This window comes from Candidatus Defluviibacterium haderslevense (assembly GCA_016712225.1).
Classification (GTDB): domain Bacteria; phylum Bacteroidota; class Bacteroidia; order Chitinophagales; family Saprospiraceae; genus Vicinibacter; species Vicinibacter haderslevensis.
The window spans coordinates 2955853-2974263 of record JADJRL010000003.1; the positions used below are offsets into that span (position 1 = coordinate 2955853).

The 18411-nt window shown below is 34.0% G+C and carries 10 protein-coding genes; 6 read left to right on the forward strand and 4 right to left on the reverse strand.

The features are described 5' to 3' along the window. Positions 1-73: 73 nt before the first annotated feature. Positions 74-517, reverse strand: coding sequence for a type II 3-dehydroquinate dehydratase (gene aroQ, locus IPK88_11530; protein MBK8244046.1), 444 nt, complete (start codon positions 515-517; stop codon positions 74-76). 6 nt (positions 518-523) lie between these two features. Beyond that, a complete protein-coding gene (locus IPK88_11535; GenBank protein MBK8244047.1) occupies positions 524-2722 on the reverse strand; it encodes an ATP-dependent DNA helicase RecQ in 2199 nt (732 codons plus the stop codon). 174 nt (positions 2723-2896) lie between these two features. Between IPK88_11535 and IPK88_11540 the strand changes: the two genes are divergently transcribed. The 5 genes from IPK88_11540 to IPK88_11560 all read left to right on the forward strand — a co-directional run bounded on the left by IPK88_11540 (position 2897) and on the right by IPK88_11560 (position 14866). After that, positions 2897-4348 carry an aminotransferase class V-fold PLP-dependent enzyme gene (locus IPK88_11540; protein ID MBK8244048.1) on the forward strand — a complete coding sequence of 484 codons (1452 nt, stop codon included), beginning with the start codon at positions 2897-2899 and terminating at the stop codon, positions 4346-4348. Positions 4349-4421: 73 nt separating this feature from the next. After that, on the forward strand, positions 4422-6863 hold the full coding sequence (locus IPK88_11545; protein ID MBK8244049.1) for a phenylalanine--tRNA ligase subunit beta: 2442 nt from the start codon (positions 4422-4424) through the stop codon (positions 6861-6863). 333 nt (positions 6864-7196) lie between these two features. Continuing rightward, positions 7197-8837, forward strand: a complete 1641-nt coding sequence (gene rny, locus IPK88_11550) for a ribonuclease Y (protein MBK8244050.1) — start codon at positions 7197-7199, stop codon at positions 8835-8837. A gap of 445 nt (positions 8838-9282) precedes the next feature. Next, positions 9283-13761 carry a gliding motility-associated C-terminal domain-containing protein gene (locus IPK88_11555; GenBank protein MBK8244051.1) on the forward strand — a complete coding sequence of 1493 codons (4479 nt, stop codon included), beginning with the start codon at positions 9283-9285 and terminating at the stop codon, positions 13759-13761. Positions 13762-13780: 19 nt separating this feature from the next. Next, positions 13781-14866, forward strand: a complete 1086-nt coding sequence (locus IPK88_11560) for a class I SAM-dependent methyltransferase (protein MBK8244052.1) — start codon at positions 13781-13783, stop codon at positions 14864-14866. Positions 14867-14891: 25 nt separating this feature from the next. Here IPK88_11560 and hppD read toward each other — a convergent pair whose 3' ends face one another. Next, positions 14892-16019, reverse strand: coding sequence for a 4-hydroxyphenylpyruvate dioxygenase (hppD, locus tag IPK88_11565; protein ID MBK8244053.1), 1128 nt, complete (start codon positions 16017-16019; stop codon positions 14892-14894). 402 nt (positions 16020-16421) lie between these two features. Here hppD and IPK88_11570 point away from each other — a divergent pair, with 402 nt between their 5' ends. Then, on the forward strand, positions 16422-17396 hold the full coding sequence (locus IPK88_11570; GenBank protein MBK8244054.1) for a chorismate synthase: 975 nt from the start codon (positions 16422-16424) through the stop codon (positions 17394-17396). 113 nt (positions 17397-17509) lie between these two features. Here the strand turns inward: IPK88_11570 and IPK88_11575 are convergent, their stop codons facing one another. After that, on the reverse strand, positions 17510-18172 hold the full coding sequence (locus IPK88_11575; GenBank protein MBK8244055.1) for a hypothetical protein: 663 nt from the start codon (positions 18170-18172) through the stop codon (positions 17510-17512). Positions 18173-18411 lie beyond the last annotated feature (239 nt).

Sequence of the window (18411 nt, forward strand, 5' to 3'; positions counted from 1 at the left end):
TGAATAAATTGATTTAATAATTTTGTAAATGTAAAAGCTATCTTTTAAACTTCCAAATTTTATTATATATAAATTAACTTAATATTTCTCTAAGACGCAAAACTGCCAGTTGATAACCTTTCATTCCCATGCCAATAATTGAGAAATAACAGACATCACTTATGAGCGAATTTTGTCTAAAAGCTTCACGTTCAAGTATATTGCTAATATGAACTTCAACAGTAGGCATATTAATGGCCTCAATAGCATCACGAATTCCAATAGAAGTATGAGTAAATGCGCCTGGATTAATGATTAGGCCATCATGATTGATTTTGCATTTTTGTATAGCATCAATGAGATCACCTTCTTGATTGGATTGAAAATAATCAAGGATACAACCTTCAAATTCTGTACGAAGATCCTCTAAATAATCTTCAAAACTTAAAGTCCCATATAATTCAGGCAGACGGGTCCCTAATAAATTGAGATTGGGACCATTAATAATCAATACTTTAAGCTTTGGCTTTTGATCCACTTACCCTTAATTGACCATTTCTGATAAATATTTCAAACGCACCAACCGAATTTCTTCAAAGGTTATGTCCTCTTCTTTTAAATTTTGATAGGCATCTTCACAAGAATCGCTATCTGCCGAATTGAAGAAATCAAAAATTTCCTCTTGTATGGATTCATCAATAGAATCTTTGATGTAATAATTAATATTAATCCGAGTACCTGAACTAACAATAATGTTAAGCTCTTCCATTAAATCTTCCATGTTCATTTGAACATTTCGTGCGATATCTTCAAGCGGCATTTTTTTGTCTATGCATTTAATGATTTCCACCTTGTACTTAGATTTGTCAGCAACCTGTTTAATTTGAAAATCATCGGGTCGATCAATTTCGTTTTCTTCTACATATTTTTTAATGTATTCTACAAAGGGTTGACCATAACGCTCAGCTTTGCCTCGGCTGACTCCGGATATTTTACATAAATCGTCAATGCAGATAGGATATTGGGTAGCCATTTCTTCAAGTGAAGGATCAAAGAATACGACCCAAGGTTTAACCTTGTTTTTTCTGGCTACATCCAGGCGAATTTCTTTAAGGGTATTAAAGAGTTGTGGATCAAGAGCTACTCCTTGTGTTGGAGCCGCATCATCATCTGTAGAGCTTGTATTACTATAATCGTGATTAATGGTAATTTCTACTGGTACAGGTTTTTTAATAAAATCTAAACCTTTGGCATTCATTTTTAGGATACCATAAGTCTCTATATCTTTTGTTACAAAACCTAGTAATATGGCTTGACGTAGTAGTGAATACCAAAATAAATTTCCTTTTTCTTCGCCTTGACCAAATAATTCATGTTGATCAAGTTCATAATCTAAAACATCCTTAGTTTTTACTCCACACAGGAATTCCACGATCGGTTTGATAGTAAAGTTTTGATTTAAAGCAACGATTGCTTTTAATCCTAAAACCATTTCATCTTTAACCTCAATTTTAGGTTTAGGGTTACGGCAATTATCACACATACCCCGACACATACCAGGGTCATATTCTTCTCCAAAATAGTGAAGTACAAATTTTCTACGACACACAGAACTATCGACGTAAGCTTCCACTTCTTCTAATAATTGGGCTCCCATATCTCTTTCTGATGCTGGTTTGTCTCGTAAGAATTTTTCTAATTTGAGTAAATCTGCATTTGCAAAAAAAGCATAACAATCACCGATCAAACCATCCCGACCAGATCTTCCGGTTTCCTGATAATAGTTTTCAAGTGATTTTGGTATATCATAATGGATAACAGTTCGAACATCTGGCTTGTCAATTCCCATTCCAAAAGCTATGGTTGCGCAGATAACATCGATTTGTTCCATCAGAAAGTCATCCTGAACCTGAGTTCTTGACTTAGGGTCCATCCCAGCGTGATAAGGGGCAGCACTGATACCATTAACAGTTAAAATTTGTGCCAGTTCTTCTGTTGTTTTTCTGGCTTGTACATAGATAATTCCGGATTGCTTGGGATGCGCTTTTAAAATTTGTATGATTTGTTTAAATGTTTGTTCTTTATTTATTTTAGGACGAATCTCATAATATAAATTGGGTCTATTAAAAGATTCCATATAAATATCTGGATCCACCATTTCCAAACTCTTAACAATATCTATTTGGACTTTTGGTGTTGCCGTTGCAGTTAAAGCTATTATAGGTATCTTTTTATCTATTGAATTGATCATGTCCCTAATACGACGATAATCAGGTCTGAAGTCATGACCCCATTCAGAAATACAATGTGCCTCATCAACAGCTACAAAGGATAAATCTACGGAATTCAAAAATTCAATAGTTTCGTCTTTTTGCAAGGTCTCAGGTGCAACATATAATAATTTGGTCTTTGACCTTACGATATCCTCTTTTACTTGTTTTATTTCGGATCGATTCAATGATGAATTCATGAAATGTGCAATCTCATCATTTTGGCCATACCCACGAATCGCGTCCACCTGATTTTTCATTAAAGCAATGAGTGGCGAAATAATAATCGCAGTTCCGGGAAGCATTAAGGCAGGTAATTGATAACACATTGATTTACCTCCGCCAGTTGGCATTATTACAAATGTATCTTTCCCATTCAATAATGATAAAATAATATCTTCTTGATTTCCTTTAAAGGACTCAAATCCAAAATAATATTTAAGAGCCTCGTTAATATTTTCTTTAGTAAACATGTATTAATTTGTTGTTTGAGCAATGATCTAGATTAGAACAACTGCTTAAGGTTTAAATATACATTGAATTATTGAAATAGTTTAGTCATTTTAAAAAATTAGCAAATTATTGTATAAAAAAAATCAAAATAACTTTATCACAAGGAATTAATTTGCACCCTCAATGAAAGATAGATGAAACAACAAATTTTAGATTTAGAAAAAATTGCAATTCAATTAGCTCCCAATCCAAATCAAAGAGCTGAATGGACTGGAAAAGTTACCCAATTTGCCTTTGAATTTATAGATCAATTACCTGAATCAAAAGCTTTTCATGTTGATATCAATGTAGGAGATAAATTAAATAATCCAATCCAATCTACAGAGAGCATTACAGAAATATTAGATCATCTTTCCTCAGATGTATTATCACTAGGATTGAATCCAGCATCAGGAGGTCATTTGGGTTATATTCCAGGAGGTGGAATTTATGGAGGTGCTTTGGGCGATTATCTGGCTGCTGTTACCAATCAATATGCTGGAATATTTTATGGTGGTCCGGGGGCAGTTAAAATGGAGAATGAATTGATACGCTGGATGTGCCATCTCATGGGTTATCCTGCAGGCAGTTTAGGAAATTTAACAAGTGGAGGTTCTATTGCTAATTTAATAGCCATAGTTACTGCAAGAGAAGCAAGGCAAATTACTTGTATTCAGATTCCTAAACAATGTATCTACCTGACTTCACAGGTCCACCATTGTGTCCATAAAGCGATCCGCATATCAGGCATGTCTGAGGTCTTAATTCGGTTAATTCCAATGGATGAGTCTTATAAAATGTCCTGTCAAGCATTGGAAGAACAAATAAAATTGGATATGAACGCTGGATTCACTCCTTTTTTGGTAGTTGCAAGCGCCGGTACAACAGATACAGGGGCTGTAGATCCTTTAAATGAAATTGCGGTCCTGGCAGAGCAATATAATATTTGGTATCATGTGGATGCTGCATACGGTGGATTTTTTATTATGTCAGAATTAAAAGCACATGATAATAAGTCAATGAAGGATCTATTTAAAGGCATCGAGCGATCTGATTCCATCGCGATCGATCCACATAAAGGCTTATTTTTATCCTATGGTTTGGGTGCTGTTCTGATTAAGGATGTAGCTTCGCAATATAAAGCGCATTATTATAAAGCTGCTTATATGCAGGACACTTTAACTTCTCAGGAGGAATTGAGTCCGGCCGATTTATCTCCGGAATTGACAAAGCATTTTAGAGGTTTGCGTCTTTGGGTTCCGCTGAAATTACACGGAATTGAACCTTTTAAAGCGTGTTTGGATGAGAAGCTATTATTATGTAGATATTTTTATCAGAAAGTCCAGGAATTGGGATTTTTGGTTGGCCCTTATCCGGATTTATCGGTTTGTATTTACAGATACATTCAGCCCAATGAAGATCCAAGTAAAACAAATCAAAAGATCGTTGAATATGTCTTAAAAGATGGAAGATTGTTTGTTTCATCGACTACCATTGATGGTGTGTTTTGGATCCGAATTGCAATTCTAAGTTTTAGAACACACCTTCGTGAAATTGATATGTATCTTCAAATATTGAAAGATGCATTGTTTAAAGTAGTCGCTTGAAATTGTTGCTTAAACAGACATCCATTTGGCAGTTCACTAAAAATTCCGTGTCTTTGCATTATATTTATAAATTATGCGGATATCGTTCGATTGGTTGAAAGATTTTATTGATTTAAAAGATACGCCTGAACAAGTGGCAGATATTTTAACTTCACTCGGACTTGAAGTGGAAGGTTTGGAGATTATCGAAGATATTCCGGGTGGTTTGTCTGGAGTTCTTGTGGGTGAAGTTTTAGAGTGTTGGCCCCATCCTAATGCTGATCGATTAAAATTAACTAAAGTAAATGTTGGTAATGAAGACCTTTTACAGATAGTCTGCGGTGCTCCAAATATTGCTCAAGGGCAGAAAGTTTTGGTTGCTCTTGTAGGTACTACTCTACATCCTCTTGGGAAAGATCCTTTAACCATTAAACTTGGAAAAATCAGAGGTGAGGAGTCTCAAGGTATGATTTGTGCTGAAGATGAATTAGGAATTGGCGAAAGCCATGATGGGGTTAAAGTTTTAGATAAAAATGCAAGGATAGGCCAAAAAGCTTCCGAATATCTAGGTTTAAATTCTGACACCATTCTTGAAATAGGACTTACGCCAAATAGAGCAGATGCAACCAACCATCTTGGTGTAGCAAAAGATATTCTTGCCTGGTACCGAATCCATCGTGAAGGTCAGTGGGTTTTAAAAGTTCCTAAAATAGCTGAACATTCTTTAGTTAATCATTTAAAAGAAATGAATGTTGTGGTTTCTAATTCTGACCATTGTCCCAGATATAGTGGTGTTTGTCTAACCAATATTCAAGTTGGACCTTCTCCGGATTGGCTACAGAAAAGGTTGTTGGCTATGGATCAAAAACCCGTTAATAATGTAGTGGACATAACCAATTATGTCATGTATGAGATGGGACAACCACTACATGCTTTTGATTATGATAAAATACCCGGACACACCATCCATGTAATGACTCAAGATGAATCTACAGAATTTATTACATTGGATGGCATTTCAAGGAAGTTGCGTTCTACTGATCTAATGATTTGTGATGGAAACAAAATACCTATGTGTATTGCCGGTGTTTTAGGAGGTTTAGGAAGCGGTATAAGTGAACAAACTTCAACGATTTTTATAGAATCAGCTCATTTTAACGCTTCAAAAGTTAGAACATCGAGTATGTTTCACTTGATCCGTACCCAGGCAGCAAAATGTTTTGAAAAAGGTACAGATCCAAATATTACCCTGACAGCCTTAGAAAGAGCTGTTTATTTACTTCAATCTGTTTGTAATGCAGAGATTGCTTCTGATTGGATAGATGTCTATCCTCAAAAAATGGTCAATCCAGAAATTCAAGTTAGTCTAGAAGAAGTAAGAACATTAACAGGAATTAATCTTGATGGAGAGCAATTAAAACAAATTTTATTTGCTATGGATATGTCCGTTACAGATCATAGAAATGGGCAGTATGTTGTTGAGGTTCCAACAAATAAACCCGATGTTCGCAGATCGGCTGATCTAATAGAGGAAATTGCCAGAGTTTATGGTTATGATCAGATTCCTGTCCCAGATCAAATTAAGATGTCATTTCCAATACCACTATTATCTGGACATCCCTTAAGAAAATATTGTTCAGATTGGTTGGTTGCCCGAGGTTTAAATGAGATTATGAACATCTCATTAACGTCATCAGAAATGTGTATAAAATCATCTATCTGGGATAAAAATCAACTCATATATATTAATAATACTTCTAATGTATCTTTAGATGTAATGTCTCCTTCACTGGCGTTAGGGGGACTATCGACTATACTTCTAAATCAAAATCGTCAACAAAACGACCTTGCATTTTTCGAGTTTGGTAAATCCTATTTAAGAGAAGAAAGCGAAATCATTGAACTTCAAAAAATGGGTATTTGGTTGACTGGCTTTGAAACTGCAATCCATTGGAGTAATCCGAAACCATTAAGCAATTCCATTTTTAATATCAAGTCATTGGTTGAAGGATTGTTGAGTTCAATAGGTATTCATAATGTAGAATTAAATACCGGTGGGGCTGAAGAGGTTTGGGCATATCATCTTGTTTGGTCCAAAAATCAAAAGAATCTAGTCAAGGCGGGATTATTGAATCAAAACTTACTTCAAACATTTCAAATCAAGAAACCAGTATTCTATGCGGAATTTTCTATCGATGTGTTACAAATAACTCAGAGTCAACAAAAAGTAACGTATAAGGATGTGAGTAAATATCCTTCTGTATCAAGGGATTTGGCATTAATACTTGACAAAAACATTTCGTTTGATCAATTAAAGAAGGAGGCTTTTAGTCTAAATATCAATCTCTTAAAACATATTGATTTATTTGATATTTATGAGAATGAAAATCAACTCGGAGCAGATAAAAAATCCTATGCCTTAAGCTTTATATTTGAATCTTTGGATCATTTGATGACGAGTGAGGAAATTGAGAAGGTTATGGAACGTTTAATTAAAGCATTTGAATCTAAAGTAGGGGCAATTATTCGACGTTAAAGAATAAAATGTTACATAATTTTTATTTATATTTGCACCAAACACTTAATAATGCTAAAAGTGGCTTAGTTCGTGTTTTATATAATTTTATTTTTTAATATATAAAGGCTTGAACTATAAATTATTATAGTTTTGTCTTGGGGCAAAAGGATAGAGGAGTGAGTTTAGCAAGTTTTATTCATATCGTATAATATAGTGTTTTTTAATGGCATACGCATATCAAAGATTTAATAAGTAAGATCTGAAGTTTATGTTGTTTTATTAACCAAATCATTGGTTTATACGTCTCTACCCATATTGTTCCATAGAAATCAAGCCAAATAAATCTTTTTTATGGAATCTATTATAGGAGCAATTGTAGGATTATTAGGTGGTTCGGGTGTAGGTTATTTTATTGTCCGGACATTAATCAAGAAATCTAATCAGCATAAAGTTGACGAAATCAACAAGATATCTGATCTTGAACTTGAAAAAGCCAGACTTTCAGCAGATCGGATTATGTCTGAAGCTGAAAACAAAGCTGAAAAAATAGTATCTCGCGCTGAAGCAAAAAATGAAAGCATCAAGCAGCAAAAAATTCAAGAAACTAAGGATAATTTTAATCGTTTGAAATCTGAGTTTGAAACTCAAAAATCAACTCAGATGGTCGACCTGAAGGAAAAGGAAATGAAACTTCAGGCCATTGAAAAAGATATTAAACAACTAAAGCAAGAAGTTGAAAACAGAGAAGCGGATATAAAGACTGTCCGTGAAAATTTAGAATTGCAGCTTAAAATTATTGCAAAGAAAAAAGAAGAGCTTGATGGCGCTAATGAGAAGCGAATTAAAGAACTTCAACAAATAGCTAAATTAACTGAGTCAGAGGCTAAAGAATTATTACTCCAAGCAGTTCGTGCTAAAGCTGCTAATGAAGCGATGGCCATTGAAAGAGAAGTTTTGGAAAATGCTAAAGTTAATGCCAACAAAGAAGCCAAAAAAATAGTGATTCAAACCATTCAGAGAATGTGTGCTGAATATACCATCGAAAATTCTGTTTCTGTATTCAATTTGGATAGTGATGATATCAAGGGTCAAATTATCGGACGGGAAGGAAGAAATATTCGTGCTCTGGAAGCAGCAACAGGTGCTGAAATCGTGGTAGATGATACCCCTGAAGCAATCGTAATTTCAAGTTTCGACCCTATTCGCAGAGAGATTGCCCGATTATCATTAAAACGTTTAGTTGCTGATGGACGTATACACCCAGCTCGTATTGAAGAAGTTGTTGCGAAAGTTAAAAAACAACTCGATGAACAAATAGTAGAAATCGGAGAACGAGTTATCATTGATTTAGATGTACATGGACTTGATCCATACTTGGTGAGAATGATTGGTAGAATGCGTTTCAGATCTTCTTATGGTCAGAATTTATTAGAACATTCTATGGAGACGGCTAATCTTTGTGCTGTAATGGCTGCAGAGTTAGGCTTGAATCCTAAGCAAATAAAAATGGCCAAACGAGCCGGACTTCTGCATGATATTGGAAAGGTTGCTGAAGAAGAATCAGAATTATCTCACGCATTGTTTGGTATGAAACTTTGTGAAAAATACAATGAACACGAGGTCATTATAAATGCAGTGGGAGCACATCACGATGAAGTAGAAATGAATAATATTATTTCTCCAATCGTGCAAGCTTGTGATGCAATATCAGGAGCTCGACCAGGAGCTCGTCGTGAGATTTTGGAATCTTATTTAAAACGTATCACTGAATTAGAAGAATTGGCTATGGCCTATGAAGGCGTTCAGAAAGCTTATGCGCTGCAGGCTGGTCGTGAATTACGTGTTATCGTTGAAAGTGAAAAAGTAACCGATCAATATGCTGATGATTTAGCATTCATGATTTCCCAAAAAATACAAGATGAAATGCAATATCCAGGTCAGGTTAAGGTCACAGTAATTCGTGAAAAGAGAGCCACAGCATTCGCTAGGTAGAAGGATACAGTTGGATTTGTAAAATTTTAAATGATGATTCGTTTCTAAATTTTATTAGTTAATTCTAGAATAGTATTTGTTTTGCATCTTACTTAATATTGTATTTTATAGTTATTACGAACTCAAAAAGAGTGTTTTTACGTCATATGGTTTTATAGAGATAATTAGTTTATTGTGGCTTGCTTCAATCTATTTCATATAGAATTTTTACTTGATTATTGTAACAAGTTGACTATAGTAAATCAAATCAAATCAAATATTGTATTTTGTGTTGAGCTATTGCAAACCAATTGGAAAGAAATTTCTATACCTCTTTGAAACAGATTAGCACTGGTTTCCATTTTGGATAAGTCAGCCTTTTATTCTCCTCAATTATCGTTGCGGAACTTATATCTATTATCTGCGTTCTTAGCTATATAATAATTAGTTTTATATTTGTACTAAGATGAAACAAGTCTTGTGTTGCTTTTTCTTTTTTGTTGGATATTATATTCCAAGCTACAGTCAATCTAATTACTGCGCGACAGATCTTAAACACGCTGCTCTAATGTTGACTGATCCTGAGTATAAAGCTCATTTTATTCAAAATCAACAAAACATCTACAACTACTCTACTGCATATTATTCTACTCCAAATAATCTGAAAAGAGCTAAAGCCAATTACACCTTACCAGTTGTAGTGCATTTGATCGTACCACCAGGTACTGCTATTGGACAATTGAATAATTTAACGGATGTGCAAGTAGAAGCTGGTTTGGATTTATTAAATCAATCTTTTGCCAATCAAGGACCATTCAGGAGTGCTACAGGAGTTGATGTTGGGATACAATTTTGCTTAGCAAAAAGAGATCCAAACGGAAAACCCACAAACGGTATAACACGGACAGAGAGTATCTTGGTTGCAGATCCAACTTGTTTTCCTGGAACCAATCAAAACAGTGATGCTGCTATCAAGCAATTAGTGAATTGGGATTGTAAGCAATATATTAATATCTGGTTGGTTACTAATTTATTTAATGGAAATTTTGGTTGCAGTCTGGCAGGATTTGCATATTTCCCTGGCGCTCCATGTAGTGTAGATGGGATTATGCAAGAAGCTGCTTTTTGGACTTCAGTTGGTGGTACAACTGTGACCTCACACGAAATGGGCCATTTTTTTTCACTCAACCATACTTTTAACGGGGGTTGTTCAAATGCAAATTGTTTATTAGATGGTGACCAGGTTTGTGATACGCCACCAGATAATTCAGCATCCTTTGCTCCATGTAATACCAATTCCTGTTCTACAGATATTCCTGATTTGCAAGATGATAACACAAATTATATGGATTACTCATCGTGTAGTCCAGTTCATTTTACGGCAGGGCAACAAGTAAGAATGGTGGCTGCTTTAGAAACTTCCAGAAAATCTCTAATTTCTTCAAAAGGATGTATTCCTTTAGGGAATTGGGATATAGCAGCTCTACAAATTAGTTCAACAGGATACTTATGTGGAGATTCATTATGCCTGACATTAAAAATTAAAAATGAAGGATTAAATACCATTAACTCAGCAGTTATAAATTATCAAATAGATGGTGGTTCTATTCAGTCATTAAATTGGGTTGGAAATTTAGGACCGAACAAAACATTTGATGTCATAATTCCATGCATTCCGGTACAAAATGGTAATCACAACGTTCAGATTAGTATTGGTAATCCAAATGGTAATCAGGACTTTTATTTGTCAAACAACATGCTAACTGCTACATTTCAAACCTTTACTAAATTGGAATTAGAAAAAGTAAGCAGTACAGGATCACATTGTATCAGCGATGGTACTATATTAGTAAATACAAAAGGTGGTACTCTTCCTTATTCATATAACATTAGCAATCACGCATTTTCTCAAACAGATCCTTTTTTTCAATTATTGGTTTATGGTCAATATAGTATTACGGTTACAGATGCTAATGGATGTCAAGATACCGTTTCAGTTATCGTCGAGGACAGTTGTTTTTCTACAGCACCGAAAAAATTTATTTCAAATGGCGATGCCCTTTACCAGGGGAATGGGTGTTACCGATTGACCGAAGCCAAAACTGATCAGGTTGGCTCTGTTTGGTATGAAGATAAAACGAATTTGAATCAGAGTTTTGACATCTATTTTGATATTAATCTAGGTTGTATCGATAAGGGAGGAGCAGATGGTATCGCGTTTTTGTTTCAACCTATATCTACTAGTATTGGTGTCAGAGGTGGAGGTCTTGGATATCAAGGAGTAACTCCTAGTTTAGCAGTTGAATTTGATACCTGGCAAAATCCTAATTATAATGATCCGGGATTCGATCATATTGCAATCATTAAAAACGGTAACGTAAATCATTTATCTGCAGATAATTTAGCAGGCCCATTAGGTATTTTTCCAAATTTTGGAAATGCAGAAGATTGTAAATTTCATAATGTCCTCATTCGATGGAATGCACCATCCAGGACTTTAAATGTTTATGTCGATTGTAATTTGAGATTAAGCTATACTGGAGATATCGTAAAAAATATTTTTAACAATGATCCAAATGTATATTTTGGTTTTACTTCTGCCACTGGAGGTTCTGTGAATGTGCATCAAGTTTGTTTTAACTATGTCACCTCCGTAAATCAATTAAAAGATCAGGCAATCTGTAAAGGTGAAGCTATCCAGATAGCTGTTCCTTCCGAATTTTCAAAATATAATTGGAGTCCAAATTATGGAATAAATCATACGGATGTATTTAATCCTATATTCAGTCCTGATACTACAACTACTTATTTTGTTGAATTGATTGATAATTGTGGTTTTAAGTACTTAGACACCATGACTGTTTTTGTAAAAGAAATAGAACTTGATTATTCATTATCCTATGTAGATAGTTGTTCCAGTTCTAGTATTATTATTTTACACATTAAGTCAGATAGCACCACTATTGGGAATGAATATTCTATTGATGGAAGACAATATTCGACCAACACATTCTACGAATTTGAAGCGGGCAGTAGTATTACTTTGTATACCAAATATGGGAATTGTATTCTACCCACTGAATTGGTTTTGGAACCTAATCAACATATTTTATCTGACAGTCTGTTATGGTTGTCTTCATTGAATTGTAAAGATTCAGGTCGAGTTGTGATTACGGGCATAAAAGGAATTCCGCCTTATGAATACAAATTGGACAACGGTTTATTTCAGTCATCAGGTATCTTCGATGGTTTATTACCAGGTAATTATACCATCACAACTCGAGACGTCACAGGTTGTGAGTCCGTAAGAAATGTTGAAATATTTGATTTTATTAATACCATAACTTTGGTTCAAGATTCTGCCGACTTGGAAATTACCTGTTGTAGTCCGAACACCTTTGTAACTGTAACCGCATCTGGGTCTATACCTTTTTATTATTATAAAATGGATCAGGGTTCTTTACAAGCTTCTGGTGAGTTTAGTAATTTAACACCAGGTATACATAAGTTAACAAGTCAAGATGAATTTGGGTGTGTTTCAGCTGAACTAAGTATTGAAGTTTTTGATAGGACTGAAATAAAATCAGATACAGCATTTATTGAAATTTGTGAAGGTGATTTTATTGATGTGGGTACAAATAGATATACGAATACTGGAATTTATAAGGATGTATTTTCTAATTTATATTGTTGTGACAGTATCCATTTTACCCAATTAAAAGTCAATCCACGATATACCATTGCTAATCCTGTAATTCTATGTCCCCATGATTCCATAATAGTTGGCATTAATGTATATAATAAATCAGGTATCTATGTTGATACATTACAATCGCACACGCAATGTGATAGTATTATTATATCAGATATCCAACAGTCTGATTCCTATTATTTCGCTATTGATACGAGTATTTGTGAAGGTGATCCATTGGTTTTTAATGGTCAAAACATCAATCAATCCATAATATATGAAGACACTTTACAAACTAAATATGGATGTGATAGTATTATAAACCTTAAGGTAAATGTATATAAGAAGGATACCCTATTAAATGATCAGAAGATTTGTGATGGAAACTTCATTGAAGTTGGAAGTAGCCGTTACACCAAATCTGGACGTTATTTTGACCTTATATCCAATCGATATTTATGTGACAGCCTAATTATAACTCAATTGGAAGTTTATCCTATTTATGAAAAGCGATATTCTTATTCCATATGCGAGGGTAGTTTTATTCAAGTAGGAAATCATATTTTTGACAAAGCGGGTATTTTTAAAGATACCCTGAAAAGTATATCCAATTGTGACAGTATAATAGCTAATAGTATTGCTATACTTCCTAGATCTCATGTTGATTTGGATATTGATCTATGCTATGGTGAATCGTTCGAAATCAATGGACATTCTTATATTGATGAAGGAACTTATATGGATACACTTACGAATGTAAATCAATGTGACAGTATTGTAATGACCAGGATAGGGGTCCATGATTCTGCATTAATTAGTTATGATTTCACGATATGTCCTGGTGAATCGATACAAGTAGGACTTGCTAATTATTCAAGCACTGGAGTTTTTCAACAAAAATTTTCAAGCATTTGGGGTTGCGATAGTATTTTGGTCACTCATGTTTTGGTAGAATCTGATGCTTATTGTGATAGTCTCAATTGTGGTACTTATATTCCCAATGTATTCTCACCAAATAGAGATCAAATCAATGATCTATTTAAATCCTATACCGATGTTGCACAGATTACGGATTTATTTATTTACAGCCGATGGGGTAATCTTATTTATTCTGATCATAGGCTAGATCCCAGCTGGGATGGGACTTCACATGGTAAAGATGTAAATCCGGGAGTTTTCTATTATATCTTCAAAGGCGTGTGTAAGAATGGAAAACCGCTAAGCAAATCGGGTGATGTTACATTAATTCGTTGATGTCAATTCTTGTTTAAATATGAGAAAATTAAAATTTAAATTGCAGAATTTATATTTTCTGATAGTATTTATAATAGCAACGACCCATTCAAATGGACAAGATTCGAATACCATTAAGATTATTAGAGGTTTAAATACGTATAGAGAGCTTTATTTATTTAATAGAGGTTTATTTGACACTTCATTTTTTCAATTGGCAACTAAACTTGATGACATAAACACAGCCATGAGTCCGGGATTGCTTATGGAATTAATTTATGCATATTGTAAAATGGTTGATGGAAATTATTTAGAAATGTCCAAAAATCTTAAAAGGAAATATGGTGTCGACTTAAAAGGAATTAATTTTCTTCCTACTGATTTGGAGGTTGTTAATCGTCATGGACATTTTCTTAATATGATGTCAAATGGATTTATTGATGATGAAGCTCCTTACAAACTAATATATGATACCACACTTTACGAGGAATTGAAATTCTGCCATTTGAATCCAAATGATAAAATGGTAGATATCGGAGCTGGTGATGGTTTTTTTTCTATACTCTTAGGATTGATTTACCAAAATCAATCCATAGTTTTAACTGAATTAAATCCAAATTTGGTGCGCTTCATGAGAAATGATCTGGAATTTTTGAAAAAGTATAATCTGCCTTTCATGTGGTCATTGGTCGATGGTTATGATACAAATACTGGAGTAGAACATTTGATTTTTGATAAAATACTTATTCGACAATCATTTCATCATTTTCGAAAAAAAAATGATATGCTTAATTCTATTATAAAATCGATGGATGATAGAACAGAGTTAATAATCATTGAACATTTAAATAAACCTAAGTTCATTAAAGAAGATGACTTTAATAAAATGGTTAAGGACAACCATATAGATTTGAAGAAGGACAGTATTCAAACTGATACCGCTTTAATTTGTAAAGACAAGGATATTTCTAATGAAAAAGAAGAAGAATATATAGATTATGATCAATGCAAAAAGAGAATATCCGCAAAAAGTTTTTTAAAATACCTTAGTAAAAACAATCTAGTAATTATTGAAATAAAAAAACTGGATGATAGCTACGCCTTTCGAATTAAGAAACGATCTTAATCCTCCAAAGTAAAAAAGGATAAATCTATAAATTCCCCCTCAATTCCTGTTCTCGTTCGATGGCTTCAAATAATGCTTGGAAGTTACCTTTGCCGAATGATTTGGCACCTTTGCGTTCTATGATTTCAAAGAAAACAGTTGGTCTATCTTGTAGTGGTTTAGTAAATATTTGCAGCAAGTAACCATCCTCATCCCGATCAATCAAAATGTTCAGGCGCTTTAATTCTTCAAGATTTTCATTAATATGTCCCACCCGATCCATTACAGTCTCATAATAATTATCCGGAACATACAGAAACTCAACTCCATTCTCTCTCAAATCACTGATGGTTTGAATGATGTTATCACAGGCAATGGCAATATGTTGTACTCCTGCTCCTTTATAGAATTCAAGATATTCATCTATTTGCGATTTTTTTAATCCTTTAGCTGGTTCATTGATTGGAAATTTCACATATCCGGTGCCATTGGAAACTACCTTACTCATCAATGCCGTATATTTAGTAGAAATATCTTTATCATCAAATGTTATCAGTAATTTAAAACCTAAGACATCTTGGTAAAACTGGACCCATTGATTCATTGCGCCCAACTCCACATTTCCAACACAATGGTCCACATATTTTAATCCCACAGATTTCGTCTTTAACAAACTCTTTTTAGTAACATAACCTGGTAAAAATGGTCCTGAATAATTTTTGCGTTCTACCAAAGTATGAATGGTATCGCCATAGGTCTTGATAGATGCCATGACTACTTCACCTTGTTCATCGCGCAATGTGATCGGCTCAAAAGCTATTTGGGCACCTCGACTTATCGCTGTATCAAAACAAGCTTTAGCATCATCCACCCATAAAGCCAGAACTTTTACTCCGTCTCCATGTAATGCAACATGTTTCGTAATTTCATGATCTAATTCTAGAGATGAAGTAAGGACAAATCTAATTTTATCTTGTTGAAGCACATAAGAACAATAAGAGCGGTTTCCGGTTTCAGGTCCTTTATAAGCTACCAATTCAAATCCAAAAGCGGTCTGATAAAAATGGGCGGCTTGTTTGGCATTTCCTACATAGAATTCAATGTGGTCCGTTCCTAGAATAGGAAAAGCATCAGTTGCGGTAATGTTTTTTTGAGATTCAGTAAGTACTGCCATAAGATTGATTATTTAATCGTTGAATAAAATTGCTTAAACTTTTGTCAAATTCAAGGTATATTTATAATTCTATTAATTCGTAAAGATAAGTATTTAGAAATAAGCTATTATTTTTTTTCTGGATGTATTCCAACTCGTTTTTCAAAATTCCTAAAATAGACTTAATGAATTACATTGTATTTATTTATATATTATTATATTATTTAATGTATTGTAAATCAAATGAAATATAGGATTCATTTTTTTTTATAAAAGCAAAGTTTGTATTCTTTGTAAAGGATATATTTTACGCTTCAATATTACCATTGAAAGGATAGCTTTCATTTCGATGATTAAGTTAATTCAGATCATTCAAACATATTCGATGTGGAGATGGTTGTTAATTCTAAGAAAAGTTAAAAGATGAATTCATTTGGTGAAAAATTCAGAGTGCAGATTTATGGTGAGTCACATGGCCTTGGAGTAGGAATAATCATTGATGGTTTACCTCCGGGAATACCAATTCATTTAGAAGAATTTGAACATGATCTATCCAGACGGCGAGCAGGTCATTTGGGGACCACTAAACGTGTAGAATCTGATGTTCCGGAATTTTTGTCAGGTGTGTTTAAGCATTTTTCCACTGGCGCTCCCATGAATATTTTTTTTAGAAATTCAGATGTGAGATCTCAAGATTATGAAGACACTAAACTTTTACCAAGACCAGGTCACGCTGATTTTGTTGCCCATAGAAAATTTTTGGGATACAATGATTATAGGGGTGGGGGACATTTTAGCGGGAGACTTACTACAGCAATAGTTGGTGCTGGGATTATTGCAAAGAAATTGTTGCAACCCATAAAGATTGAAGCTAAATTGATTGAAATTGGTGGGCATATAGATTTTGAAGCTATACTCGCAGCAACAATTCAAAAAAATGATTCTGTAGGAGGATTAGTTAATTGTCAAGTGCTTGGAATTCCAATTGGTTGGGGCGAACCTTTTTTTAACAGTATTGAATCTATGATCAGCCATTTAGTTTTTTCTATTCCAGCTGTAAAAGGTATAGAATTTGGATCTGGATTTGGTGCCGCAAAAATGTTTGGTTCGGAGCATAATGATGAAATCATTTCAATGGATGGAACAACAAGGACAAATTACAGTGGTGGAATTAATGGTGGTATAAGTAATGGAAATCCTATAAGCTTTAATGTGTCCATAAAACCAACGAGTAGTATTTCCAAGCCTCAATCAACGATTGATTTGAATACGGGTAATATAAACTCATTAGAAATTAAAGGTCGTCATGATGTATGTATTGCCTTGAGAGCTCCGGTAGTCATTGAAGCGATGACCGCCATCGCACTAGCCGATTTGAAATTGGTGCATGAAATCTAATGTTGGGTTTAGTTTTCGAACACACGGCACGGAATTAATTTGTAATATTTAGGGCAAAAAAAAACTCCGCTGATATCATCTAACGGAGTTCTTTAAATTGAAAACTTAATTTCTTATGATTCCATTGAAGTCTCACCACCCATTGGTGCCATTGGAGTTACTTCTGGAGCTGTAACCTTAGATCTACCTTTTCTAGAACCACTTTTTTTTCTAGGAGCTGCCTTTTTAGGTGCTGCTGCTTTAGTTGCTGCTGCTTTTCTAGGAGCTGCTTTTTTAGCTGCTGCTTTCTTAGGAGCTGCTTTTTTAGCTGCTGCTTTCTTAGGAGCTGCTTTTTTAGTTGCTGCTTTTTTAGGAGCTGCTTTTTTAGCTGCTGCTTTTTTAGGAGCTGCTTTTTTAGCTGCTGCTTTTTTAGGAGCTGCTTTTTTAGCTGCTGCCTTTTTAGGAGCTGCTTTTTTAGCTGCTGCTTTTTTAGGAGCTGCTTTTTTAGCTGCTGCTTTTTTAGGAGCTGCTTTTTTAGCTGCTGCTTTTTTAGGAGCTGCTTTTTTAGCTGCTGCTTTTTTAGGAGCTGCTTTTTTAGCTGCTGCTTTTTTAGGAGCTGCTTTTTTAGCTACTGCTTTTTTAGGAGCTGCTTTTTTAGCTGCTGCTTTTTTAGGAGCTGCTTTTTTTGTTGCCGCTTTTTTAGGAGCTGCTTTTTTTGTTGCTGCTTTTTTAGGAGCTGCTTTTTTAGCTGTTGCTTTTTTACCGGTAGTTTTTTTTGCACTACTTGTAGTTGCCATGTTTAGTTTTTTTAGTTAACAAAATCAATATTTACTTTTTAATTATAAATATCAAATTAGTATGATATCAATAACCATTCCAAAGGTATGACATTTTTTACATATGCAAATAAATTTTAATATTTTTTTCTAAAAAAAGCTATTTTTTTTCAAAATAATTGTTAAAAGTCATTTTTTTTTGAAATAAATCTCTGATTTGACTTTTTATTTTTGAAAAAATAAAATGAATTAGACTTTTT